Annotated in this window: 24 protein-coding genes; 17 read left to right on the top strand and 7 right to left on the bottom strand. The window is 44.6% G+C overall.

The window, feature by feature from the left end; translation table 11 throughout:
- The 5 genes from AAFP11_RS18740 to AAFP11_RS18760 form a co-directional block, all read left to right on the top strand.
- Window positions 1–538, top strand: a 538-nt coding sequence (locus AAFP11_RS18740; protein ID WP_341738422.1) for a S1 RNA-binding domain-containing protein, incomplete at its 5' end; no start/stop codon positions are given.
- A 454-nt stretch (window positions 539–992) separates the two neighbouring features.
- Complete coding sequence (locus AAFP11_RS18745) at window positions 993–1,625, top strand: flavin prenyltransferase UbiX (RefSeq protein ID WP_341738423.1); 633 nt, start codon at window positions 993–995, stop codon at window positions 1,623–1,625.
- A gap of 235 nt (window positions 1,626–1,860) precedes the next feature.
- Entirely contained in the window at window positions 1,861–2,745 is an 885-nt protein-coding gene (locus AAFP11_RS18750) for a LapA family protein (protein WP_341738424.1), read from the top strand.
- Between the two features lie 22 nt (window positions 2,746–2,767).
- Window positions 2,768–3,319, top strand: coding sequence for a shikimate kinase (locus AAFP11_RS18755; protein WP_341738425.1), 552 nt, complete (start codon window positions 2,768–2,770; stop codon window positions 3,317–3,319).
- Between the two features lie 23 nt (window positions 3,320–3,342).
- The gene (locus tag AAFP11_RS18760) at window positions 3,343–3,633 is read left to right on the top strand and encodes a transposase (RefSeq protein WP_341738426.1); all 291 of its coding nucleotides are present in this window, start codon (window positions 3,343–3,345) and stop codon (window positions 3,631–3,633) included.
- An 856-nt stretch (window positions 3,634–4,489) separates the two neighbouring features.
- Here the strand turns inward: AAFP11_RS18760 and AAFP11_RS18765 are convergent.
- Together AAFP11_RS18765 and AAFP11_RS18770 are read right to left on the bottom strand one after the other, a co-directional pair.
- Entirely contained in the window at window positions 4,490–4,933 is a 444-nt protein-coding gene (locus tag AAFP11_RS18765) for a hypothetical protein (RefSeq protein ID WP_341738427.1), read from the bottom strand.
- Window positions 4,934–5,021: 88 nt separating this feature from the next.
- On the bottom strand, window positions 5,022–5,426 hold the full coding sequence (locus tag AAFP11_RS18770) for an NIL domain-containing protein (protein ID WP_340521243.1): 405 nt from the start codon (window positions 5,424–5,426) through the stop codon (window positions 5,022–5,024).
- Window positions 5,427–5,604: 178 nt separating this feature from the next.
- Here AAFP11_RS18770 and AAFP11_RS18775 point away from each other — a divergent pair, with 178 nt between their 5' ends.
- On the top strand, window positions 5,605–6,210 hold the full coding sequence (locus AAFP11_RS18775; protein WP_341738428.1) for a thioredoxin family protein: 606 nt from the start codon (window positions 5,605–5,607) through the stop codon (window positions 6,208–6,210).
- Window positions 6,211–6,415: 205 nt separating this feature from the next.
- Window positions 6,416–7,603 (top strand): tetratricopeptide repeat-containing serine protease family protein, encoded by a 1,188-nt coding sequence (locus AAFP11_RS18780; RefSeq protein ID WP_341738429.1) that lies wholly within the window; start codon window positions 6,416–6,418, stop codon window positions 7,601–7,603.
- A 163-nt stretch (window positions 7,604–7,766) separates the two neighbouring features.
- Here the strand turns inward: AAFP11_RS18780 and AAFP11_RS18785 are convergent, their stop codons facing one another.
- A complete protein-coding gene (locus AAFP11_RS18785) occupies window positions 7,767–12,896 on the bottom strand; it encodes a CHAT domain-containing protein (protein ID WP_341738430.1) in 5,130 nt (1,709 codons plus the stop codon).
- A gap of 206 nt (window positions 12,897–13,102) precedes the next feature.
- Between AAFP11_RS18785 and coaE the strand changes: the two genes are divergently transcribed.
- The 6 genes from coaE to AAFP11_RS18815 all read left to right on the top strand — a co-directional run bounded on the left by coaE (window position 13,103) and on the right by AAFP11_RS18815 (window position 19,413).
- Window positions 13,103–13,726: a dephospho-CoA kinase gene (coaE, locus tag AAFP11_RS18790; RefSeq protein ID WP_341738431.1), complete on the top strand. Its 624-nt coding sequence runs from the start codon at window positions 13,103–13,105 to the stop codon at window positions 13,724–13,726.
- A gap of 371 nt (window positions 13,727–14,097) precedes the next feature.
- Window positions 14,098–14,298 (top strand): hypothetical protein, encoded by a 201-nt coding sequence (locus tag AAFP11_RS18795; protein WP_341738432.1) that lies wholly within the window; start codon window positions 14,098–14,100, stop codon window positions 14,296–14,298.
- Between the two features lie 437 nt (window positions 14,299–14,735).
- Window positions 14,736–15,344 carry a VTT domain-containing protein gene (locus AAFP11_RS18800; RefSeq protein WP_341738433.1) on the top strand — a complete coding sequence of 203 codons (609 nt, stop codon included), beginning with the start codon at window positions 14,736–14,738 and terminating at the stop codon, window positions 15,342–15,344.
- Window positions 15,345–15,571: 227 nt separating this feature from the next.
- Window positions 15,572–16,849, top strand: a complete 1,278-nt coding sequence (ahcY, locus tag AAFP11_RS18805) for an adenosylhomocysteinase (protein ID WP_341738434.1) — start codon at window positions 15,572–15,574, stop codon at window positions 16,847–16,849.
- 315 nt (window positions 16,850–17,164) lie between these two features.
- Entirely contained in the window at window positions 17,165–17,779 is a 615-nt protein-coding gene (locus tag AAFP11_RS18810; protein WP_341738435.1) for a DedA family protein, read from the top strand.
- Between the two features lie 209 nt (window positions 17,780–17,988).
- Window positions 17,989–19,413, top strand: a complete 1,425-nt coding sequence (locus AAFP11_RS18815; RefSeq protein ID WP_341738436.1) for an NADP-dependent isocitrate dehydrogenase — start codon at window positions 17,989–17,991, stop codon at window positions 19,411–19,413.
- Between the two features lie 256 nt (window positions 19,414–19,669).
- Here AAFP11_RS18815 and AAFP11_RS18820 read toward each other — a convergent pair whose 3' ends face one another.
- Window positions 19,670–20,284, bottom strand: coding sequence for a glutathione S-transferase N-terminal domain-containing protein (locus tag AAFP11_RS18820; protein ID WP_341738437.1), 615 nt, complete (start codon window positions 20,282–20,284; stop codon window positions 19,670–19,672).
- Between the two features lie 70 nt (window positions 20,285–20,354).
- Here AAFP11_RS18820 and AAFP11_RS18825 point away from each other — a divergent pair, with 70 nt between their 5' ends.
- Window positions 20,355–20,747, top strand: a complete 393-nt coding sequence (locus tag AAFP11_RS18825) for a DUF2358 domain-containing protein (protein ID WP_341738438.1) — start codon at window positions 20,355–20,357, stop codon at window positions 20,745–20,747.
- A 223-nt stretch (window positions 20,748–20,970) separates the two neighbouring features.
- On the opposite strand, the gene AAFP11_RS18830 is transcribed toward AAFP11_RS18825, so the two are convergent.
- Complete coding sequence (locus AAFP11_RS18830) at window positions 20,971–21,210, bottom strand: hypothetical protein (protein WP_341738439.1); 240 nt, start codon at window positions 21,208–21,210, stop codon at window positions 20,971–20,973.
- 1,004 nt (window positions 21,211–22,214) lie between these two features.
- Between AAFP11_RS18830 and AAFP11_RS18835 the strand changes: the two genes are divergently transcribed.
- The 3 genes from AAFP11_RS18835 to AAFP11_RS18845 all read left to right on the top strand — a co-directional run bounded on the left by AAFP11_RS18835 (window position 22,215) and on the right by AAFP11_RS18845 (window position 23,573).
- Complete coding sequence (locus AAFP11_RS18835) at window positions 22,215–22,664, top strand: WD40 repeat domain-containing protein (RefSeq protein ID WP_341738473.1); 450 nt, start codon at window positions 22,215–22,217, stop codon at window positions 22,662–22,664.
- A gap of 410 nt (window positions 22,665–23,074) precedes the next feature.
- The gene (locus AAFP11_RS18840) at window positions 23,075–23,359 is read left to right on the top strand and encodes a BrnT family toxin (protein ID WP_341738440.1); all 285 of its coding nucleotides are present in this window, start codon (window positions 23,075–23,077) and stop codon (window positions 23,357–23,359) included.
- A gap of 31 nt (window positions 23,360–23,390) precedes the next feature.
- The gene (locus tag AAFP11_RS18845; protein WP_340541774.1) at window positions 23,391–23,573 is read left to right on the top strand and encodes an antitoxin; all 183 of its coding nucleotides are present in this window, start codon (window positions 23,391–23,393) and stop codon (window positions 23,571–23,573) included.
- Window positions 23,574–23,797: 224 nt separating this feature from the next.
- On the opposite strand, the gene AAFP11_RS18850 is transcribed toward AAFP11_RS18845, so the two are convergent.
- Together AAFP11_RS18850 and AAFP11_RS18855 are read right to left on the bottom strand one after the other, a co-directional pair.
- The gene (locus tag AAFP11_RS18850; protein WP_341738441.1) at window positions 23,798–24,271 is read right to left on the bottom strand and encodes a hypothetical protein; all 474 of its coding nucleotides are present in this window, start codon (window positions 24,269–24,271) and stop codon (window positions 23,798–23,800) included.
- Window positions 24,265–24,687 carry a hypothetical protein gene (locus AAFP11_RS18855; protein WP_341738442.1) on the bottom strand — a complete coding sequence of 141 codons (423 nt, stop codon included), beginning with the start codon at window positions 24,685–24,687 and terminating at the stop codon, window positions 24,265–24,267. The genes AAFP11_RS18850 and AAFP11_RS18855 overlap by 7 nt, the downstream gene beginning before the upstream one ends.
- Window positions 24,688–24,826: the final 139 nt, after the last annotated feature.

Consider the following 24,826-nt stretch of genomic DNA (forward strand, 5'->3'; position numbering starts at 1 on the left):
ATTCGAGCAAGGCCGCAGCAGCCGTACCACACGGGCCAAGGAAAAAGTTGACCTGCACCATTCCTCCTGTCACGGCCAAATTACTTGGAATGTTCTCCCCCCAGACTTACACCACGAATTTGAGACGGAGTTCGCATCAGTAGTCGTACACCTGACGGAACGGGAAAGGGTTGCTGAGGACGCTGAAAGCGATTTGCAAGGCTTGAAGAAAACCGGATTGATGAAAGAACGTACCGGTCAAACTTTCCAGGGTTTGATTACAGGTGTTCAGTCTTACGGTTTCTTTGTGGAAATTGAGGTGCGGCCACCGGAGAGTGAGATTCTGCGTGTTGAAGGATTGGTGCACGTTTCTTCCCTGAAGGATGATTGGTACGAATATCGATCGCGCCAACAAACTCTAGTCGGCCGCAAAAACCGCAATCAGTACCGTTTGGGCGATCGGGTAGAAGTTCAAGTTAAGAGTGTTGACTACTATCGCCAGCAAATTGATTTAGTTGCTGTCGGTGGCGGTAGTCAAGCTTTTGATGATGATGAATAACTCAGTTGATTGTTGACAGTTGATTGTTGACGGTTAACCCTTTTTATTTTGTAGGTTGGGTAGAGCGATAGCGAAACCCAACTATACTTAGAAAAGCTGCGTAAGTTCCTGAAAAATAGGGCAACGATAACGCTGGTTAGCATAGCCGCATACTTCCTTGCCGTATCCGGCGGCGTTGCAGGTGGCTATAGGTTTCCCCTTGCTATTATGCTCATAATCGGTCTGCTGGGTGGATATGGTTTGTGGTTGATTGTAGATAAAATTAAGCCAAAAAATATTCAGGAGTAAGGCGACATTGGTAATTTTACTGCTTTCGTGCCAGAAGAATTAGTATTATTGAACCGCGAAGACGCGAAGGACGCGAAGGAAGAAGTAAATAAGTAATATTGAGTCGGCAATGTTGGGGTAATTCGATCGCGGTATAATTAATGAGCTTATTGCTGGATCGTTGCCCATGACTAATTTTGTTTCAGTCCCCGCTAAGCCTCTAATCCTAGGAGTTACTGGTGCATCGGGACTGATTTACGCGGTGCGAACTCTCAAATATCTCTTGGAAGCCGATCGCGCTGTGGAACTGGTAGCATCTAAATCTACTTACATGGTTTGGCAAAGCGAACAGAACATCCGAATGCCCGCAGAACCAACGCTTCAAGAGGAGTTCTGGCGGGCACAAGCAGGAGTCCCCACAATGGGCAAACTCCGCTGTCATCCGTGGCAAGATGTCGGTGCTAATATTGCTAGTGGCTCCTTTCGCACCCAAGGGATGATCATTATTCCCTGTAGCATGAGTACATTAGGGAAATTGGCTGCTGGCTTGAGTTCGGATTTGCTCGAAAGAGCGGCCGATGTTCAGCTCAAGGAAGGGCGAAAATTGGTACTCGTACCCAGGGAAACGCCTTTTAGTTTGATTCACCTGCGGAATTTGACTACCTTGGCGGAAGCTGGAGCTAGAATTGTGCCTGCGATTCCTGCTTGGTATCACAATCCGCAAACTATTGAAGATTTGGTAGACTTTGTAGTGGCTCGTACTTTAGACCAGTTGGGGATTGATTGCGTTCCTCTCAAACGTTGGAAGGAAGATAGTTGACAGTTGACGGTTGACAGTTGACGGTTGACGGTTGACAAATAACAAAACAGATAACAGATAACAAATAACAAATAACAAATAACAAATAACAAATAACAAATAACAAATAACAAATAACAAATAACAAATAACAAATAACAACTGCCAACTGCCAACTGCCAACTGCCAACTGCCAACTGCCAACTGCCAACTGCCAACTGCCAACTGCCAACTGACAAATAACAATATTATTATTATGCGTGCTTTATTTTTGCTAGTAATTGTGGTGGGGCTGACTATTTTTGCCCTGCAAAATGTTGCTCCGGTATCCCTGGTGTTTTTAGGAATGCGATCGCCCGCTGTGCCACTATCCATCTGGATATTATTCAGTATCGGCACAGGAGTTGTCACTTCTTTGTTGATTTCTGGCTTGCTCGCTTTCTCAAATTACCTATCTCAAATGCGAGGCCGCACCAGTCGCAACAGTCCCCCTCGCAATACTTTTGCTCAGGATCGGAGGACACCTTACTCACCGTCTCCTGCTCCCAGAAAACAGGAAATTAACCCCGATCGCCCTAGGGGTAATCGGGAAACTCAGCCTACTTCTGGATACCAAACTGAGTATGGTACGCCCACTGCTTATAATGCTCAGACTTTCCAGCAGGATGTTAGGCCCCCAAACTCTGGTAATGCTACAACTTCTGCTCAAGCTGGAACTTCTATCGCAGCCGATGATGAGGACGATTGGGTTTCTGAACCCTCTAAAATTGGCTCTCAACAGGGTGATGATGATTGGGGGGACGAGCGCGAAATTGTCGATCGACCGCCTGTAAATGACGTTTTAGAGGCAAATCCAAGGGATTATGAAGCCAAACAGGAACCCAAAAGCCAGTCCTGGTCAGGATCTGTCTACTCCTATGGCTATCGCGATCCGAGCAAATCTGGGGTTGGACAAACAGAGTCTGTCTACGATGCCGACTATCGGGTGATTGTTCCTCCCCAAGGGACGCCGATTCCTGACATAGCTGATGGGGAAGTAGCTCCAAATAATACAGAAGATGAGGAGGATTGGGGATTGGATGAGGATGATGAGTTGGAGGGCGATCGCCCCAGTGGCGGCCCGATTAACCTGAAAAAATAGCACAATATCGGAGGATTTGATTGTGGATTTGTTGCGAGGAGTTAATCTCTATCTCGTCGGGATGATGGGTGTGGGGAAAACAACCGTGGGGCGGATTTTGGCGAGGGAATTAAACTACCGTTTTTTTGATAGTGATGCCGTAATTGCTCAAGTTGCTAATGAGTCGATCGCAGATATTTTTGCGAATCAAGGAGAGGAAGCGTTTCGGGAATTAGAAACTCAAGTGCTCGGTCAATTGTCGGCTTATACTAATTTAGTCGTTGCTACTGGTGGTGGCACTATTTTGCGATTGACTAACTGGAGTTATCTCCACCACGGTATAGTGGTTTGGTTGGATGTGCCTGTGGATCAATTGTGCGATCGGCTGCGAGAAGACACCACTCGCCCCCTACTGCGGGATGGGGAGATCAAATCCAAGCTGGAAACCTTGTGGCAGCAGCGAGAGCGTTTCTATGCTCAAGCAGATGTCCGAGTCAGCGCTAATATTAGGGAAACGCCGGAAGTTGTTGCTGCTAGGGCGATCGAGCAAATCCAAAAAGTTCTTAAATCAAAAATCCGAAATGATATTAATTAATTGACACGGTGTTAGCGCCGTCTATGTATGAACAAAATCATGAACCGACCATCAAAAGTCATGAAGTTGTAGGAGTTGATTTGGGAGTAAAAGAGTTAGCTACCCTTTCAACGGGCGTAGTATTTCCCAACCCAAAACACTACAAATCGCATCAGGCAAAACTCAAGAGATTATCAAGAGTTCTGGCGAGAAAGGTAAAAGGTTCTGGAAATAGACAAAAAGCTAAAGTCCAGCTAAGGAAACATCATGCAAAAATAGCAAACCGAGCGAAAAAATACTCTGCATCAAATCACTACTTATATCAAATCCGGTAACATCGGAATTATTCATCTCTCTTATCTCCCTCTGTGTTCTCTGCATTCTAGTAAGGTTAAATCATTCCGATGCAGCCGGAAACGATATCATGCGATGGACAGAGATTTGAACGCAGCAATTAATTTAAGCCAGTGCGGTCTTAGGGTGTCCCCAAGTGGAGTAATATCAAATCCGGTAGCATCTGAATGATTCAGATCTCTATTCTCTCCCTCTGTGTCCTCTGTGTTCTCTGCGGTTAAATCACCTGACGATGCAGCCGGAAACGATATAACTGGTGTATCGCGGTTGGCTAAACCGTGAAAGCTTGCTGAGGGATAGCCGCTCCCATGCTCCCGATGAAGCAAGAAGCAAGTGTCTAGACTTGTCTAGTATTTGTATAGCAGCTAGATACAAAGGCGACAGGGATGTCTGTCCAGAATCATTGAGTTGTGCCAAAAAATAAAATGGCCCCACACCGCGGTCGGGCTGTAGGGCGCAAGGACAGTTAAACGCTTCTTTAATTGTCGGGAAATTTATGCTCAACGCTATCTGCCTATGTGACGATTTTATAATCGTCCATGCACTGAGAAAATCTCTTGTATCAAAAAATGTAACCCAGCATCGATCGAATTTAAGCTGCCTTATTCTGAAAATAATACCTCATGCAATTCTGACTAGCAGCTCCTTCAAGCTGCTTTTTTATTGCAAATTGAAAGGCAAAAGCAATCCGTTGTTATATCGTTTCCGGCTGCATCGGAATGATTTAACCTTACTAGAACGCAGAGAACACAGAGGGAGATAAGAGAGATGAATAATTCCGATGTTACCGGATTTGATATTAGGTGACTTCTTGCTTCTTTCCGTGCCCATTCCAAACTAAAACAATACAAGTTTGCCACTTTTTGATAAAAACTCTAGGGTTCCTCCCAAACCCAAACCAGTCAGAGAAATAGTAGCTAACATCAAAAAAGACCGCCATCTCTTGAATCCGGATATTTGAATATCAAGTCTTGCCAAAGCTCCGGCTGATGTCAAGACTAAACAAGTAGTAAAAAGGTGCAGCCAAGTCACAACGATCACTGCTAAAAAAGAGCCAACAATAATAGAAAGAAAAGCACCCACATCTGTCGATAACCACCGCATAATGAAGGTTTTTGTGTTCCTCAATGGGAACGACAAGGCGATCGATAGGATTAAACTAACAGCTACAGTTAAAAACCAAACAATATGGGGAGGAACATCAAATTCCGATAATTTCCAGCCCAAACAAAAATAGGTAATAAAAAGTAGGGTGAGGGAAAGCCAAGAGTTTTTTCTCATCTGCTCAACTGTTTGGGGACGCTCGGTGAAGGGGGAGATGGCGGGCAAAAGGGGAGAGAATTTGATAAATAATTAGTGTTTAGGCCGCCTACAGGTTAGTAGAAATAGCTTGCACCGGACAGGTAGGGATGCACTGTTCGCACACTATACAGCGCGATCGAACAAAAGTTAGTTTAAAGCTTTCTGGGTTCAGGGTCAAGGCTTCTGTGGGGCAAACTCCCGTACACAAGCCACAGTGAACGCAGACATCTTCATCGATGAGTATTTCCCGGCTGGCGAGGGAAACTCCAATATTTTGCGATCGCAGCCAGTCGATCGCCGCTTCTAGTTGGTCTATGTCCCCTGCTAACTCTAGCACCAGTTTGCCCACTTGATTCGGAGCCACCTGCGCCCGGATAATATTGGCAGCCACATTAAAATCCTTTGCCAGTCGATAGGTGACAGGCGTTTGGATCGATCGTTGCGGAAACGTCAGCGTTACCCGTTTTTTCACGCCTTTAATCCTCGGTAATTTACAAGCAATTTTTCTGCTCTTATGTTTTAGCTTACTTGGCCTAGGCTGTGACGCAAGCCAAATTATTGATGGGAAATAGCTTATTATCTCAAAATATGGTATAATGTGAGACGGTTATTTAAAATAAAAACCTAGAATTAAAATTGCAATCAATTTTATGAGTCCCAATTCGCCAAACTCAAGTGCTGTCGAGGCAACCAAAAATTCCGAAACAAATTCAACAGCCTCACGGCTCAGAAACTTATTAATCGTGTTAGCAGCGATCGCCCTGGCGGCATCCATGTTTTTTGGACTACGGACCCAAACGCCATCGAGTAGTCTCACCGAAATGGCAAAAGCCTCCGCACCAATAGAAACAGCTTTAACCAATGGCAAGCCCACACTCATGGAATTTTATGCTAATTGGTGCGGTAGCTGTCAGGCAATGGCAAAGGATTTGAGCGAAATTAAACAAAAATATGCAGAACCGCTAAATTTTGTGATGCTGAATGTGGACAATGACAAATGGCTACCAGAAATTACCAAATATCGAGTAGATGGCATCCCCCACTTCGTTTATTTAAACAATAAAGGTAGCGCCGTTGCTCAAACGATCGGGGAAGCGCCCCGCAGCATTATGGAAGCTAATTTAGAAGCTTTAATTGCAGGGAAAGAGTTGCCCCACGCTCAATCAGTAGGTCAAGTTTCTAATTTTACTCCCGCCACAGGACCAACGAAAACCAGCAGTTCCGACCCCCGCGCCCACGGCAGTCAAGTACAGTAAATAAATCCTGGGGTTTAAAGTGCGATCGCTTAGTCTTGGAGTTGAAAAAAATCGGAAAAATAGCGAGTAAAATTATTAATCAAGAACAAGAACAAACTAGACCGGGTTTGCGTCAACTAATTAATAAAACTAAAAACCAACACAGCACAAACATTCCATCCCCTCCGGCAAAATTTCCCTGGTCAAATACTAATTAGGAATAGCCATGAATATAAATTTTTCCCGTTTCGATACCTTAAGCAGCATACTAGCAGGCACTACCGTCGCAGCCTTAACAATCATTATCAGCCAACCAGCGATCGCCAAAACTCCCCAAGAAGTAGCCAACATTGCCGGACCACTGACAGTACAAGTTAACAGCACCCTAGGAGACGGTTCCGGCGTAATTATTGCCAAAAACGGCAAAAATTACACAGTTTTAACCGTCAACCACGTAGTAGAAAAAGCCGATGTCAAATATACAGTTCGCACTTCCATTGGCAAAAACTATCAAGCAACCTCAGTCACCCGCTTGCAAACATCCCAAACCGAAGCCGATTTAGCCTTAGTCAAATTTGAAAGTCCAGAAGAATACCCAGTAGCAACGATCGCCGATTCCGATCAAGCCGTCATCGGCACTCAAATCTTCGTTTACGGCTATCCCGCTACCGGCGGACTTTTCGGCGCCGAAAGAGAACCAGAACTCTCTCCCGGACTCGTTACCAGCCGCCCGCGAAATCGACCCGAAGGTTACACTTTGCGATATCAAGCAGTAACTTGGAGTGGTATGAGTGGCGGGCCAGTGTTTGACTCCGAAGGTCGAGTCATCGGCTTACACGGACAAGGGGAATTTGGTTTCGCCCAAACCAGTTCCGGTGAAGTCGCCCCAATTAAAACAGGATTTAATGCAGCAGTTCCGATCAATACTTTTATGGCGAAACTGGCCATGACGGGAATGAAACCATCGGAATTGAAACTAGACAATACCCCCGCCATCCAAGGCCCGGTATCGAGCACTAATCCTCAAGATCCCCAAGCCTATTATTTTCGAGGACTTTCGCGGTTAGATCAAGGAGATGCTTGGGAGGCGATCGCGGATTTCAACAAGGCGCTTGCTTCTAAGTCTAACTACACTCCCGAAATATACTTCAATATCGGTAATGCCCGCACTCTCATCGGCAGCGTCAGCGTCGATCCCACCCGTGGTCCAAGCGCTATTCAAGCATACACGCGGGCGATCGCAGCCAATCCCGGCTTTGCCGACGCCTACTACAACCGAGCCCTAGCCCACCTCGAAAACAAAGACAAACCCCAAGCCATTGCCGACTTTCAAAAAGCAGCAGAACTTTACAAACAAGGTGGGAGAACAAGTGCTTATCAAGACGCCCTTAAAAGAATCGAACAGTTGCAATGATTGTTGAATGTTGACTGTTGTTATTAGTTATTAGTTATTTGTGAGGACGAATAACTAATAACTAATAACTCATAACTTATAACAAATTACCAATTCCCAATTACCAATTACCAATTCCCAATTACCAATTCCCAATTCCCAATTACCAATTACCAATTACTAATTACCAAGGCGAACCAATCATTGTAAAAGCCGCCCAATAATAAGGATGCGACAAATTTTTGTCTCCCCGCGCCGTCAACTCCCCAGGTAAAGGTAAAGCCTGACGATTACCCGATCGCACCAAATAACCATCCTCCAAACGTACCTCTCCCCGCAACATCGCCAACTGCGCCTGTCGTAAAGCCTCAGCCTTAATCGGAGCTACACGCAACTGCTGATAAAACTCCGTCATCAACCCCAAAGTACCAGCATCACTCACATACCACAAACTCGCTAAAGCCGACTTCACCCCCGCATTCACCGCCAATCCCGCAAAACCCAACTCAGCCTGTTCATCACCCACCGCCGTCGTACAAGCACTCAAAACCAACAACTCCACCTGCGGATTCGATAACTTCAACTCATCCAACTCGCTCAACCGCAACTTAGTATCCCAAAACTGAATATAAGAATTCTCAGCACCCCCAGGCTGAAACTCACCATGAGTAGCCAAATGAATAATTTTGTACTCCTGTTGACGCTTTTCCCTCAAATTTGGCAAAGTAAAGTTCTCATTCAAAAAAGACAAACCAGGCCAAATCTTACCCACAATTGTGGATATTTCCAGCGGCACCGCCGGCAAAGGATTTTGATCGTACTTTTCAGGAAATTTCGATGCACCCATCGCCAAAACCCTAGCATCTTTAAGATTGCTATAGCGAGTATCAGTTAAGCTCAAACTAGGAATCAATCCTAAACTATACTTCTCCACCAAAAATTGCTTGCCGTCATAAAGAGCAGCCAAAGGTAAAGTTCGCAAACCAGCATCCATCGAAAATGCTAGAGTATCAATTTTATGCAATTCCAAATCTGCTTCCAGGGGTGCAATTAACCACTGGTAAAGTTGCTCGCCCGGTTCCTTATAGTCAGCACTGCTTAATCTCCGGGGACTTCGCACAGCATTGGTAAATTCCTTGGCAACTTGCAGCACTGTTTCGCGGCTGGCTGGTATGCTTTTAAAGATATTTTTGCCATCGGGCAACAGCAGTACCAATTCTAAATTGTTGGCTTTCGCCCATACATAAACGATCGCAGGTTTTACTCCTGTCAAGCGATTAACGCTGCTGAGGGTATCTCGAATAGTTTGTGGCGTTACAGATTTTCCTGATAAATTGCTGCCAAAATAACGTTCAAATTCTTTCCCCTGAATTTGCTCTCTTTGCTGCACTGCGTCGATGGGATTTCGTTGAGTTATGGAATTGTTCGATCGAGAACTTTCGGCAACTACCACACTCTGATAACTACCCGGCTTTTGGGCAGTTGTCCCTCCGTCACTGTTGGTGGAGCTAGCGGTGTCTAGATTGTTATTTAACACCGATGTTGACTGTGGTTGACTTTCTCCGGGAGTGCTAGTTTTGCTGGTCCCCAGGGAGCTGACAGCCTGGTCTGAAGAGATGTTTGTCGTTGTGCTCTTTGATACCGGCTCGATCGCGATCGAATTCGGCGCCGTCACCAATTCTTGGGAATTGGTTGTGGTTTTTAGTTGGATGGTTGTCTTGGGTGCTGGACTCGGTTCGATCGCGATCGAGCCAGTAGTTGTATTTGTCGTGGTGTTAGGCTTAGAATTTGCAGTGGCCAGAGGCGTGACAGTGCAGGTTCCTGATTTGCAACTACTTTGCAACAAAGTCTGGGAACCCGATCGCACTTGGCCCTCTGTGGAGATGCTAACGGGGTCGCCCTCAGTGTTTGTGTTGGTAACTGTGGCTCGAAAAGCTCCTCCTGCGGTGATTTCCACATCACCCCCCGTATTCCCACGAGCCTTGATCGAAGTAACTTGAATATCTTTTTGCCCCGTGATGGTGCTAGAACCGGCTTTTCCTGACTCCGAACTAGAATTAATCACCCCAGTCGCGATCGAACCTGGTGCGGTAATGGAGATATCTCCGCCGCTTTTGGCACCAAAGGCATCGATGTTGCCCGATGCTACAGCATTAGCGCTGCGGATGTTGATATCTCCTGCCCCCCCGTTGGTGGAACGAGAAGATAAAGTTCCTGTGGTGATGTTCCCCTGACTGCTAGTAATGTTGATGCCTGCGGGGGAGGTAATATCCCCAATCTTGACGCTACCGGCGATTAAGGTAATAGAGGCGTTGTCAATCCCCGCGATCGCAGCCGTTCCCATGATAGTACCGGTTCCCAAGGGCGATCGAATCACGATCGGGTCTTGAAAACTAACAGTCGGTACTAGAGTAGAGTTAGGAGCTGAACTCGGCATGGGTGTTGAAGGCGATGGCCCAATCAAAACTTGACCATTACCATCAGAACGCCCGATCGCAATAGAAACAAACCCATTCCGCAAAGTCGCCAACTCAGCCCCAGTCAGATTCAAATCTTCTTTCTCCCCATCACCACCAAGGGTGATATTCTGACGCGCCTCCGTTGGTTGCAACACCAAACTACCATTGCTAGCCACGGAATTTTTGTTACCGGTCAGGTCAATTTCCCCACCAGTTAAAGTAATATTCCCCGCTGTTTGCAAACCACCAGCCTCCACCGGCCCGACACTTACTCCCTCCCTACCAGTCAGAGTCACATTACCAGCAATATTTCCTCTAGTATCGATCGCCCCCACGGTGACATTACCCGCAGCCGTCAGCGTCACATCCCCAGCCACTCGCGACACCGCCCCAGAATTAGAGGAAGTAGTGAGAGTCGCTTCTGTACCTGTGCGTAGTCGATCGGCAATAATGTTACCTGTTTGGCTGGTGATGCGAATCTCCTGACCGTTAGTTGAAATATTACCAGTTCTGATATTGCCATCAGCTTTCAGAGTAATAGAGGCATTATCTGTGCCGGTGAGGGAACTGGTAGTAGTGATTGTTCCCCGATCCGAAGGTGACTGAATAATCAGCGGGTCTGAAAAATTCAAATTATTAGCAACCAGAATCGAACTACTACCATCACTACGCCCGATCGTGATTCCGGCAAAACCATTTTGTAAACTTCCTAAATCGCTCGCCGTCAGATTCAAAAAACTATTACTACCCAAGTCACCCGCACCCGCGATCGCTATATTTTGACCAGGACTCCAAGGTTGCAACACCAAAAAACCAGTCCCACTCACCGAATTATTCCCACCCTTCAAGTCAATTTCATTGCCCGTCAAACTAATATTTCCCGAACCGCCCGCAATCCCCCCAACACTCAGAACATTCTGAGCAGTTAAATTCACAATTCCCGCACTTCGGGAACCACTCACATCAACTTTTTCTGCCCTTACGCTCAGCCCTTCCAGCAAAACATTGCCACTGCGACCATTGTTGGGATTCGATGCCGAAATATTATTACCAACAATCGCTCCCTGACTCGTCAAGCTAATATTTCCCCCTTTGCTCAACAAATTACCTACAGTAACTTGCCTGCCAAAAATTGCGATAGCCCCACCTTCAGTGCTAATAGTATCCCTACTATTCATTGCAAACAAACCCGTACCATTACCATCGGCATCAGCCCGAAAAGTCACAGAACCAGTAGTAGTTTGAAAACTCAACCTATCGTCTGCCAAATCAGAAATTTTAATATCATTGAAAGCTTCCAAAACCACATTAGTAGTCGCCGAAATACCCTCCAAAGCCCTCGCTGAAATAGTCAAAGAACTCCCTGAACTACTGGACAATCCTGGTGAAGTTGCAGCCCCCAAAATACCACCATTAGCCAAAATTGCAGCATCATCAGCACCGGCTGCGGCATCTGTCACCACAATATTTTCCGGGTCTAACAACAAAGTCCCCAAACCATTTGTACCCCTAGTATCTACACTCCCATTAAAAATCAACCCTTTTTTACCAGAAACCTCGACAAACCCACCCGCACCACCAACATTAGGAACTGTAGAAACACCCCTAGCATTCACATTCCCGGAAAACACGGTTGTACCATCCGCCCAGACGACGGCGCTACCCCCATTGCCCGATCGAGTAGCATTAATGGCGATCGAACTCTTGCCATCGACATAAGTCATATTTGCAGTAGGCAGAGTTCCCCCACCTCGATAATCTCCCCCAACTCGCACCGTACCCCCACCCTCAGCTCCCGAAGCATCAATCTTGGCGGAAAACAGCCCTACTCTTTCCCCCAACACATGAACAGTACCTCCTGTGCCATTGGGAGTTGACACATTGGCAGCACCCGATACTATAGCCGTTCCTGGACTTGCCGAAATAGCTTCTCCTCCAGTCAGTACCACTTGACCTTGGGAATTGGTGCCCAGTCCGGTGGCGTGGTCACTCCCTCCACCAGAAAGCAGCCGAGGTAAACTCAGTGGCGAAAACGGCAAAGAAGTTGAGTCAGAAACACCAGTAGGCCCAGAAACTTCCAAACTCAGCAACATCCCATTTTGGCTCAAGCGCACCAGATTCTCTCCCGGCACTGCTGCGACTGTGATTTTACCCCCAGGAGCCGAAAGTTCTCCTGTGCTGATGACTGTGCCCCCAAGCAGAGTTAAATTTTGTCCATTGCCAACGGCTAATTTACCAACATTAACTATGCTCCCTGACTGCGCTGAAAAAGCAAAAGCACTAGGTGTTCCCACCAGGGCTGCATAATCATTAATCCCTGTACTATTAAACCAACGATTATCAAAACCAATGCTGCTAGCAGTAGTAGCAAAAAAAGACCCCGGCACATCCAGGCGGGCATTACTGCCGAAAATGATTCCTGCGGGGTTGACCAAAAATAGATTGGAATTACCACCGCTAACTTTTATCAACCCATTAATAAACGAAGCATCGCCACCAACAACGCGGCCAAATATATTTTTTATGCCCTGATTTGAAATAAAATTCGCTGTTTCCCCAGAATTTAAACCAAATCGAGTGAAACTGTGGAATTGATTTTTACCATCCTTTGAAGCAGTGCCTCCTGTAATGTCATAGCGCCCTGTTACACCAGGGGTGACAGTCGTGTTCGTCTTGTCTGTAGCGGGAAGAATGGATTGGGCCCAGGCAATTTGAGATTGGGGATAAATTTCTATAATCACCCATCTAGTGCTGTTTTGTTTCGCCAACAGCAGACTGGGTGAAAAATCTAATATCCAAAGTCCGGCAATGGGAATTGCTGCCAGAATTGACCGTACAGCACGTTGAGCATTCATAATAGTTTGCCTCGGTCTAGACCTTAATTGGAGTAAAAAATGGAGATTTTAGCCAAAAAACAGTCGATCGCACCCCAATCCTCACAATTCCTAACGTGAGCTCTCGCTCTCAAATCTTAAATTCTTAGTCTAATTTTGAGTGTGTCACCAACATAGCAAACACTGGCAAGCACTGTCCAAACATAGAAATTCAACAAAAAGGCAATATGAGCGATCTAATTTTGCGGATCATTGGTTTGACAGGGGGCATCGCTACGGGTAAAACCGCTATCTCTAATTATCTGGGCGATCGTTATGGATGGAGGATTTTAGATGCCGATATTTATGCCCGCGAAGCTGTGTGTCCAGGTTCGCCAATACTGAGTTCTATTGTAGAACGCTACGGTGCTGGTGTTTTACTCCCAGACGGCAATTTAAATCGCCCAGAGTTGGGAAATATTATTTTTTGTAACCCAGCCGAACGGCAGTGGCTAGAACAACAAATTCACCCTTATGTCCGTCACCGTTTTGTTGAAGCCACTCAAAGTTACATTGCTCGATCGCCTCTTGTATCCACAAACACATTGCCTCTGGTTTTAGTAGTGCCACTACTGTTTGAAGCTAACATGACAGATTTGTGTACAGAAATTTGGGTAGTTTACTGTTCACCCTCTGTACAGTTAGAACGGCTAATCAAGCGAGATGGCTTGAGTGTCGATCTAGCTAATGCCCGCATTAATAGTCAGTTTCCCCTAGAGCAAAAGTGTCAGAAAGCTGATGTTGTTTTGGACAACTCCTCCAGTCTCGACTCCCTGTTTGTCCAGGTAGATGCCATCATTAGTCGATTTTAAATTTTCCCTTGAAAAATTTCTGCGCTCTCCCCGACTTCTTAAATAAGTCGGGGATATCAAGCCTAAAATTCTATGAGATTTAATTAGGTTAGTTTACTTAACAATAAATTATGAAGGAAATCTGAATAATTAAATAAATTTACAATTAGCGCTCTAGCATTCCTCACGCAAGTGAGGTTTTTGCCAGTTAATTGACGCCCCTTATTCCGGGGACACCAGTGAGGGGTATCACCCCCTAAACTGGAAGTGTGAAAAACTTGCAGATTGCATCGATTATTAATTGGTAATTTTGCAAAACTTGCATTTTTTTTACCCTGATATCAGAGCAGAGGCTGCGTATCAAGAAGCGGAAACTACAAACACCGAACTTTATGATGCGCACTTACTCTTCTATCCTAATGTCAACTCTGTTATTGAGCAGCACTCCAGTTAACGCTCAAAGCCTACAAATTCCTCAGACATTTTTTGCTGAGCACAAATCTGTTCCCGAATTGTTAACATCCCAAGCCGATCCAAATTCTTCCACAGAAACAGATAAAGATTCTGCTCCCGAACGAGGCAGTGGAAGATAAACAGTCCTCGACGCAATAGGCATCCGTAATATCGAATTGTAGAGTGCATCAGGCGAGTTTTTTGAACAATTTTTAGTGATTCTGGAACTCGCCCCCCTGACCAATTAATCCAGATATTAAAGTTACGCTACCTCGGTCAGTGAATTTAATAGCATTACCGATGAGATTAATTAATACTTGACGCAATCGCTTTTCATCGCCCTGAACTCCCAGAGGTAATTGCGGACGCTATCCTCGATATTTAACCGCACCCAGGGGAAAAGTGAGGGCGATTTATCCATAAAGTTGATTCTACCTTGGACTGACCACAAGATTCCTAAAATAAATAAAAAATTACTAGCACATGGTCTGATTGGGATTTTGTGTTACATTCAACAGAGAATCCTGTCCATGATACCATTTTTGTACGCTCCCTTAAATTATAGGAAAAACTAAAAATGAATATTGATTTGCCACAACTGATTACCACAGGCGGTTATTTAGGAGTTTGGGCGATTGTGTTCGCTGAATCTGGCTTGCTGATTGGTTTTTTCTTGCCGGGAGACAGCTTGCTATTTACCGCTGGCTTTGTTGCGTCTCAACCTGTAAGTAATATTAATATTTGGACTTTGGTATTTGGGGCGTTTGTATGTGCCGTTATTGGCGACAATTTTGGCTATGCCACGGGACATCGTTTTGGTCGGCGCTTATTTCAAAAAAAAGATTCGTGGCTATTTAAAAAAGAATATTTAGAAAAAACTGAAAATTTCTACGAAAAACACGGTCAAAAAGCAGTTGTCATGGCAAGATTCATGCCAATTATCCGCACTTTTGCGCCGATAGTTGCCGGAGTGGCGGCAATGAAATACAAAACTTTTATGTCTTACAACTTAGTAGGTGGGTTTTTGTGGACCTTTGGCATCACGCTGATGGGTTATTATTTGGGACGGGTAATTCCTGATGTGGATAAATATTTATTGCCGATAGTTTTGGGAATAATTGTGTTGTCTTTTGTGCCTTCTATTATTCATATCATTCAAGAACGCCGCGACAACAAAAAAGATTGAGGGCGAGGACCCCAGATCGATCGATGGAGCCGATCGCACTAGCAAGATAACACGACCGAAAGTAATGGGGTCTATTGCCCGATTCCGTAGATTCGCCTAGAAAATCGCCAATCTAACCTCCATTTAGCCCGTCTGCGTTTCACCAGCATCCAATCCGGGAACTTGCCGCTCCCTAGGTTAATCTGGTACAACTAACACAGTTGAATGATTTGTCAGAAATAACATAAATGGTTGCAACATCAGTTCAGATTAAACACGAAGTCAAAGACTTATCCCTAGCCCCCTTGGGAAGACAACGCATCGAGTGGGCAGGCCGGGAAATGCCGGTGTTGCGCCAAATTCAAGAACGATTCGCTAAAGAAAAGCCCTTCGCAGGCATCCGTATTTCAGCTTGCTGCCACGTTACCACAGAAACAGCTCATTTGGCGATCGCCCTGAAAATGGGCGGTGCAGACGCCGTGCTCATCGCCAGCAACCCCTTGAGCACCCAAGACGACGTAGCAGCTTGCTTAGTTGAAGACTACGGCATTTCCGTCTACGCCATGAGAGGAGAAGACGCAGCTACCTACGAACGTCACGTTTACACAGCCCTAGACCACCGTCCCAACATTATCATCGACGACGGTAGCGACGTAGTAGCAGCCCTGATCCAACACCGCCCCAACCAAATTTCCGACTTAATCGGCACCACCGAAGAAACCACCACAGGTATCGTGCGTCTGCGGGCGATGTTGAAAGATGGCGTGTTGACTTTCCCAGCCATGAACGTTAACGATGCCGACACCAAGCACTTCTTTGACAACCGCTACGGTACCGGTCAATCTACCCTAGATGGCATTATCCGCGCTACCAACATCTTGTTAGCCGGTAAAAATATTGTGGTTGCAGGTTACGGTTGGTGTGGCAAAGGCACGGCACTGCGGGCTCGCGGCATGGGCGCTAACGTAATTGTCACCGAAATCGATCCAATTCGGGCGATCGAAGCAGTGATGGACGGCTTCCGCGTGATGCCAATGGACGAAGCAGCCACCGTCGGAGACATTTTCATCACCGTTACGGGCAACAAACACGTCATTCGTGCCGAACATTTCGACACCATGAAAGACGGCGCAATGGTTTGCAATTCCGGTCACTTCGACATTGAAATTGACCTCAAATCCCTCGGCGCAAAAAGCACCGATGTCAAGACTGTACGTTCTTTCACCCAAGAATACCGTCTCAATAATGGCAAGTCGATTATTGTCTTGGGCGAAGGCCGTTTGATCAACTTGGCCGCCGCTGAAGGACACCCCAGTGCCGTGATGGATATGAGCTTTGCTAACCAAGCCTTAGCCGCCGAACATCTTGTCACCAACAAAGGCAAATTAGAGCCGGGTATTCACTCCATCCCAGTGGAAGTTGACAGAGAAATCGCGCGTCTCAAATTGGAAGCAATGGGTATTTTCATTGATACCTTGACTGCCGATCAAATTGAGTACACCAACTCTTGGACTTCGGGCACTTAATCATCGTATTGAGTTGTAGGGGCAATCCCATTGCTGACAACTTAATGTTAAACCGACAGTCTTTCTTGTTTGTGTCGAAGTCTAGATCCCCCCTAACCCCCCTTAATAAGGGGGGAACCGGAATCTTCTCAAAGTCCCCCTTATTAAGGGGGATTTAGGGGGATCTAGACTCAGGTAAAAACGAGATTTATCAGGGCTTTCAGTCTTAAGTTGTCACCAATTGGCAGAGCCTAGGAACGAGAAAACTAATGACTACTGACTAATGACTACTGACTAATGACTACTGACTACCTATTACCAAATTTTTAAATCAAAATGGTTGAATGGATAACTAACACAATGCAGTCCATGAGTTATCTGGGCATTGCATTATTGATGTTTTTGGAAAACCTATTCCCGCCCATCCCTTCAGAACTGATCATGCCCTTTGCAGGATTCACCGCATCGAAAAGTAATGAGATGCAGTTGGCACCGGCGATCGCAGCCGGAGTCATCGGCACCGTTCTCGGAGCACTTCCCTGGTACTATGCGGGTAAATTATTGAGCGAAGAACGGTTAAAACATTTAGCCGACAAATACGGCAAATGGATTACTGTATCAGGTGCCGATATTGACAAAGCAAATAGATGGTTTAACAGACACGGCAACAAAGCCGTATTTTTGTGTCGCCTCGTCCCCGGAGTTCGCACCCTGATTTCCCTCCCCGCTGGCATCAACAATATGCCTTTAATTCCATTCCTGGCATACTCAACAGGCGGCACTATTTTGTGGGTTAGTTTTCTCACCTTTGCCGGATATCAACTAGGGAAACTAGGGAAAAATTATGAACTTGTAGATCAATATCTCGCTCCTGTTTCCAAAATAGTTGTCGTGATTATAGTCATCTGGTTTATTTTGTGGATTATCAAAAAGAATATGCAAAAAGAATAGAATCACAGATAAATGCAGATATCACAAAAAATCTGCGTTTATCTGCGTCCATCTGCGATTTAAAATCAATTAATATAATCCCAATTTGGTTACAATAGATACAGCAGCAGATCGCATATTCAAAATTTAGACAATTATTTAAAATTTATTGAAGTTTAGACAGACAATCGTGGCAAAATAAGAAGAATTGCTATCCGCACTATTAAGATATGTACGAAAAGATTGTAGCCCCCACAACTGGTTCTAAAATTACATTCAAAGACGGTTTGCCGATCGTCCCCAATGACCCGATCGTTCCCTTCATCCGCGGCGACGGCACCGGCGTAGACTTGTGGCCAGCATCCCAGAAAGTGATGGATGCTGCGGTAGAAATGGCCTACGGTGGCGATCGCAAAATCAACTGGTTTAAAATCTATGTAGGCGACGAAGCCTGCGATATCTACGGTACATACCAATATTTGCCCCAAGATTCCCTAGACGCCATCAAAGAATACGGCGTCGCCATCAAAGGCCCGCTGACAACCCCCATCGGCGGCGGAATTCGATCGCTAAACGTAGCTTTGCGACAAATCTTTGACCTTTACGCCTGCGTGCGCCCCTGCAAATATTATGATGGCACCCCATCATTGCACAAAACTCCTGAACTTCTAGATGTCATTATTTACCGGGAAAATACAGAGGATATTTACCTGGGAATTGAATGGGCTAAAGACAGCGAAATTGGCCAAAAACTAATTGAATACCTCAATAATGAATTAATTCCAGCCACACCAGAACACGGCAAAAAACAAATTCGCCTCGATTCGGGAATCGGCATTAAACCGATTAGCAAAAGCGGTTCGCAGCGCTTAGTGCGGCGCGCCATTACCCACGCCTTGCGGTTGCCAAAAGAAAAGCAGCAAGTAACATTGGTGCACAAAGGCAACATCATGAAATACACCGAAGGAGCTTTCCGAGATTGGGGTTACGAATTAGCAACAACCGAATTTCGGGCCGAGTGCGTGACTGAAACAGAGTCTTGGATTTTGGGGAACAAAGAAAAAAATCCTGACATTAGCTTAGAAGACAATGCCCGCCAAATAGAGCCGGGATACGATGCTTTGACTCCTGAAAAACAAGCTAAAATTACTCAGGAAGTCGCCGATGTCCTAACTGCAATTTGGGATAGTCATGGCGACGGCAAATGGAAAGAGAAAATCATGGTCAATGACAGAATTGCTGACAGCATTTTCCAACAAATTCAAACTCGGCCCGGCGAATATTCCATTTTGGCGACAATGAATTTGAACGGCGATTATTTGTCCGATGCCGCCGCCGCCATTGTCGGCGGATTGGGCATGGGCCCCGGCGCAAATATTGGCGATGAATGTGCAGTTTTTGAGGCAACTCACGGCACTGCACCGAAACACGCTGGCTTGGATAAAGTCAATCCCGGTTCGTTGATTTTGTCTGGGGTGATGATGTTGGAATATATGGGATGGCAGGAAGCGGCAGACTTGATTAAGAAGGGTTTGGCTGCGGCTATTTCTAATGGTGAAGTTACCTATGATTTAGCTCGCTTGATGGAGCCACCTGTGCCAGAGTTGAAGTGTTCGGAGTTTGCGGAAGCGATTATTAAGCATTTCGCAGATTGAGTAACAGAGGAAGAGGACACAACAGTGTTCATTGGTGTCAACTTAAGCCTGAAACCCATGAGGAATATCGCTTTTGTTCGAGTCCAGATCCCCCCTAGCCCCCCTTAGGAAGGGGGGGACAGGAATCTTCTCAAAGTCCCCCTTCTTAAGGGGGATTTAGGGGGATCGAGACTAGGGTAAAAACTAGATTTCTCAAGGCTTTCAGTCTTAAGTTGAAACTGATGAACAGTGTTCTGTCCCTACCAATAATATCTATTTATTTTTGTGCAGCCGGAATTGCCATTCCGCGCTGTACTGCGGGACGCTTTTGCAAGGTTTCTACCCAACGTTTCAGATGGGGATGGTTGTCGAGGGTTAATCCTTGAAATTCATAAATAGCCACCCAGGGATAGGTAGCAATATCCGCAATTGAATAGTCGCCGCAGATGTATTCGTGTTTTGCTAGTTGATTGTCTAATACTCCGTAGATTCGCAAAGTTTCTTTTTCATAGCGTTGAATTGCATAGGGAATTGGTTCTGGTGCAAAGCGTTTGAAGTGGTTGAGTTGACCGAACATTGGGCCGACGCTGGCCATTTGAAACATCAACCATTCCATGACTTGAAAGTATTTTTCTTTGTCGGTGGGTAGAAATCTGCCTATTTTTTCGGCAAGATATATCAGGATAGCACCGGACTCGAAGACTGTGATGCCGTTATCGCGATCGACTATAGCGGGAATTTTGCTATTCGGGTTGATGGCGATGAATTCTGGGCTAAATTGGTCGTTTTTTCTGATGTCTATGACGTGCACGTTGTAGGGTAGGCCTATTTCTTCGAGCATGATGGAGACTTTGCGGCCGTTGGGCGTGGTAAAAGTGTAGAGGTCAATCATAAATTATTGGTTTGTTTCTCAAGAATATCAAAATTATATTATAATAACAGAGGAATGATGATTTATCAAAATGGATATTATTGAAATTCTCAAAGACGATTATCAAAGATTTCCCAAAAATCAGACCTACAGCATTTATGCAAAGGATGTCTATTTTGAAGACCCGGTGAATCGATTTACAGGAGTCGAGCGCTACCGCAAAATGATCGGGTTTATGGGGACTTTTTTTCAGAATATACATCTAGATTTGCACGGGATTTCGCAGTCGGGAGATAGCATAGAAACTCGCTGGACGCTGAGTTGGACGGCACCGCTACCTTGGAGGCCGAAAATGGCAATTAGCGGGAGGAGCGAACTTAAAGTCAATCCCGATGGTTTAATCGTTTCTCACATCGATTACTGGAACTGTTCGCGGTTGGATGTGCTCAAACAATTGGTATTTCCAGTCAAGACTAATGTTTGACGATTATGCTTTTGTTTTTTAGCAATAAAAGATCGACCCGTAACAGGTCGATATCAACAGTGGTATTTAGCAGAGCTTTTTCAACTCTCAGGACTTACGCAAAAAACCCGGTTTCTTCCAAAAATAGTCGCTTTTTTCGATAAATTTTGACGCCGAAACCGGGTTTTTGGCCCTTCGTGCGTAAGTCCTGACTCTCCTATCGTCAAAATTAGATTAGTGAGAATTAATCACGCGACAACCACCAAATGAATGCTCCAACAGCGACTACAGGTGCTGCAATTGCAATGGCGGGTGCGATCGCGACTGACATTGCTGTTCCTGTTGCTGTAGCCACAGTAGAAATACCAATACCACCAGTAGTAGTGGCAATCCCAGTGGCAGTTGCACCAGTAAGGGTGGCTAATTTACCGACAACTAATGCACCACCTACAGCAGTAGTGGTTAAACTGTTATTACTGTTCATAATCGAATGACTCCTTTTAATCCGAAAGTAATCAGGTTATTGCTTTATGGAAGCTTTACTTCACTGAACTTAGTGTGGCATTCATCTATTGATTTAACAAGGAGTAGATAGGGAGCAGATGGGGGCTATACGGCTGCCCCCATCTGCCCTTGACTAAAGAAAAGAGTAGAATGAGTTAAAATATGATGGAAAGTAAAAAAAAAGGTATTATTTATCATGCAATAAAATAGACCTCGTAGCATTAAGGCTAACGATCAAGGAAGAGAAAAACTTAAACAAGCAAAGGAATCTATAAGAGTCAGTAATGACGGACGCTTAAGTTTAGCTAAAATAGCTAAAAAAGCTTATGTAGAAGAGAGTACAGTTAAGCGTTTTTTTCGAGGAGAGCGAATTTATACAGATAATGCTGAGGCAATCTGCAAAGGATTAGGTTTAGATTTGGCTGATATTGTCGATCCAGAAGAATTAAATCAATTGGGGATTTTAAATGGGACTCAAATTACCCTCAAAGGTCGTGTCGATGAAGTGAAGCCAAAGCTAGACAATCTCCTTGATGCCTTAAGAAAGGATGCTGGAGATCAAACAATAACTATAAGAATAATCAAAGAGGGCAGTGTGATCATAATTTGGGATTTGGTAACGCATTTGGCGACGGCGCGTTTGGTAGTGAGTAATCGCAATGAAACGACTGAGATAGAAACGGTGGAAATTGTACATGAGGCTTTGATTAAAGCATGGCCAGATTTGAGGAAATGGATTGAGGAAAATGATACTTTTTTGAGATGGAAAAAGCGGTTAAAGGTGGCGTTTCTGGAATGGGAAAGGAATGAGAATAAGGAGGGTTATTTGTTGCAAGGCGCACCCTTGGGAGAGGCGGAGGGGTATTTGTTGCAACAGTTGGAGGATATAAGTAAGGCGGAACGGGTGTTTATTCAGTTGGGGTTGGGGTTGCGCGATCGCCAGAAACAAGAACAAGAACGCCTAAGACAGCGAATCATTTTAGGATTAAGTGCTGGTTTAGCCCCGATGGTAAAACCTTGGCTTCTGGCAGTTATGACAAAACCATCAAACTCTGGGATATCACCACGGGCAAGGAAATCCGCACTCTCAAGGGGCATAGCAATGGGGTTTATAGTGTCAGTTTCAGCCCCGATGGTAAAACCTTGGCTTCTGGCAGTGATGACAACACCATCAAACTCTGGGATGTCACCACGGGCAAGGAAATTCACACTCTCAAGGGGCATAGCAATGGGGTTTATAGTGTAAGTTTCAGCCCCGATGGTAAAACCTTGGCTTCTGGCAGTTATGACAAGACAGTGATTTTGTGGAATTTGAACTTTGACGATTTACTGGTGCGCGGTTGCGATAAGGTGCGTGCGTATTTGCACAACCCCAGTGCCAATGTCAGTGACAGCGATAGACACCTCTGTGACGGAATTAGTAAAGACCAATAAAAGAGCAAATAAAAATCAACTATTAGCGACAGGGTGCGATCAGTTAAAGGATTATTTCGTTACTCGTCCAGAGGAAAAACAAAAATTAAAAGTGTGTCAAGATTATCCCAAGTCTAAATAAATTAGGACTTACGCAGGGCCAAAGAAACCGGGTTTATGATGAGGGACTGTTGGGGAAAACTAGATATCTATGAGAAACCCGGTTTCTGACTTTTGGGGCGATTCAGTTGCGGATGATTTACAATAAGAGGCGAAGTCAGTTTGTCAAAGGTATGTGTGGAGTCGGGAGTAAGTTGGATCGTAGTTAAATTATTACCCGAACAGATAGGAGCATCAATAGATGGCTATTGTCAAAATTCCCAAAGATGGTTTAATGACTAAGGATAAAGATTGAATGACATTTTGCCAGAATGAATAAAATAACCTTTCACTGGGATGAGCAAAAAAACAAAATTCATCAACAAAAACATGGTATTTCTTTTGAAGAATCAGAATCAGTTTTCTTTGATGATTATGCCATTCAATTTTGGGACGAAGATCACTCCCAAGAAGAAGAACGTTTTTTACTTCTGGGCATAAGCTCTAAAATGAGAATATTACTTGTAGTTCATTGTTTTAGAGAAGAAGATTCTATCATTAGAATTATCTCAGCCAGAAAAGCGAATAAAAATGAAAGTCAAGAATATAGGATATAAAACAATGGAACCGGAATACGATCTGTCAAAAATGAAAAAAAGACCTAATCCTTTTGCCAAACAGTTAAAAAAACAGGTCACTATTTCTCTCGGAATTGATGTGATTGAATATTTTGAAACGATGGCTCAGGAAAAAGGTATATCTTCCCAGGAACTAATTAATCTTTATTTGCAAGATTGCGTTGTTTCTAAGCGTAAATTATCTCTGAATTAGCGACCGGGTGCGACTGGTTAAAAGATTATTTCGTTACTCGTCCAGAGGAAAAACAAAAGTTAAAAGTGTGTCAAGATCATCCCAAGTCTAAATAAATTAGGACTTACGCAGGGCCAAAGAAACCGGGTTTCTGATGAGAGATTCTTGGTGAAAATCAGAGATATCGCAGAAACCCGGTTTCTCAAGTCTCAGGCTGAGATGCGATCGCGCTTTTGATGCGTTTATTACTCCCCCTCAATCAAACGCCTTTTCATCACACAAGAAACTTCACCATATATACTACCTTCTAAACCCTCTAAATAATTATGTTCTATATCCTCATACTGACCTAATTTGCTAGTCCACTTCCCATTAGGAAGTTGTCGGGAGGCGTGTTGAGGTTTTCCATCTAAAACATAAATCGCTATCTTTTCAAAACCAGCTTCCAGCAAAGCATTTTCACAGACTTCATACCCTAAAGTTTGATAAGCCATCATAAAAGCAGTCAGAGATTCCTCTCGCAGTATATTAGGCGGCCAGTAGTCTCCACCTTTGGCATCTGGCCACCACCATTCTTCTGTATTTCCAGCAGCCCAAGCAATACAATTATAATCAGTTGTGTCTGGGCTGGTAATTTTATATCCCGTTGTCACTAAATTAGGATGATTTTGTTCAATCCATTCTTTAATATTTTGCATCCAAGCGTTATTTCCTACCATTTGTAACCTTTGGCTTTCCCCCAATCTAACCATAACTGAGTCATCTCTTTAGTTTTACCCCGTTTTTCTAAAGGTACTGGATCTTCTCCAGTAATTTCACACAGAGCATGAAACCAACGCCCCGATTTTCTTTCGACTTCCCTTAATAACAGAGGAATTACTACTGAACCCATCCTAATAATTTGTTGGTAAGCAGGGTGCATGACTAAATCTGTAGTGGAGGAAATACCTATCGTTTCATTGCGCCATTGTTGTACTAAATTTGTAAAAGTGCGATCGATTTCCTCCATCGCACTTGGCATTGCACTAACTGGATAAAAATAGCCAACTAATCGCCCATTATACTCTATTGCTAGAGGCTCAGTTTCCTCTAACAAAACTTGCTCATTTAATTCATGCAAATTTGTTTGTTTCATCAGGCATAAATTAAAATATTTAGTATTAAGTTTTATCGTAAGTGAAAAGGATATTTTTGTCAAGGACTAAATGCGTTGCGATCGCTGCTTTAGCTCCAAACCAGATATTTCTGAAAAACCCGGTGTCTGTCTGGTTCGC

The sequence above is a fragment of the Microcoleus sp. CAWBG640 genome (genome assembly GCF_020883015.1).
GTDB classification, from domain to species: domain Bacteria; phylum Cyanobacteriota; class Cyanobacteriia; order Cyanobacteriales; family Microcoleaceae; genus Microcoleus; species Microcoleus anatoxicus.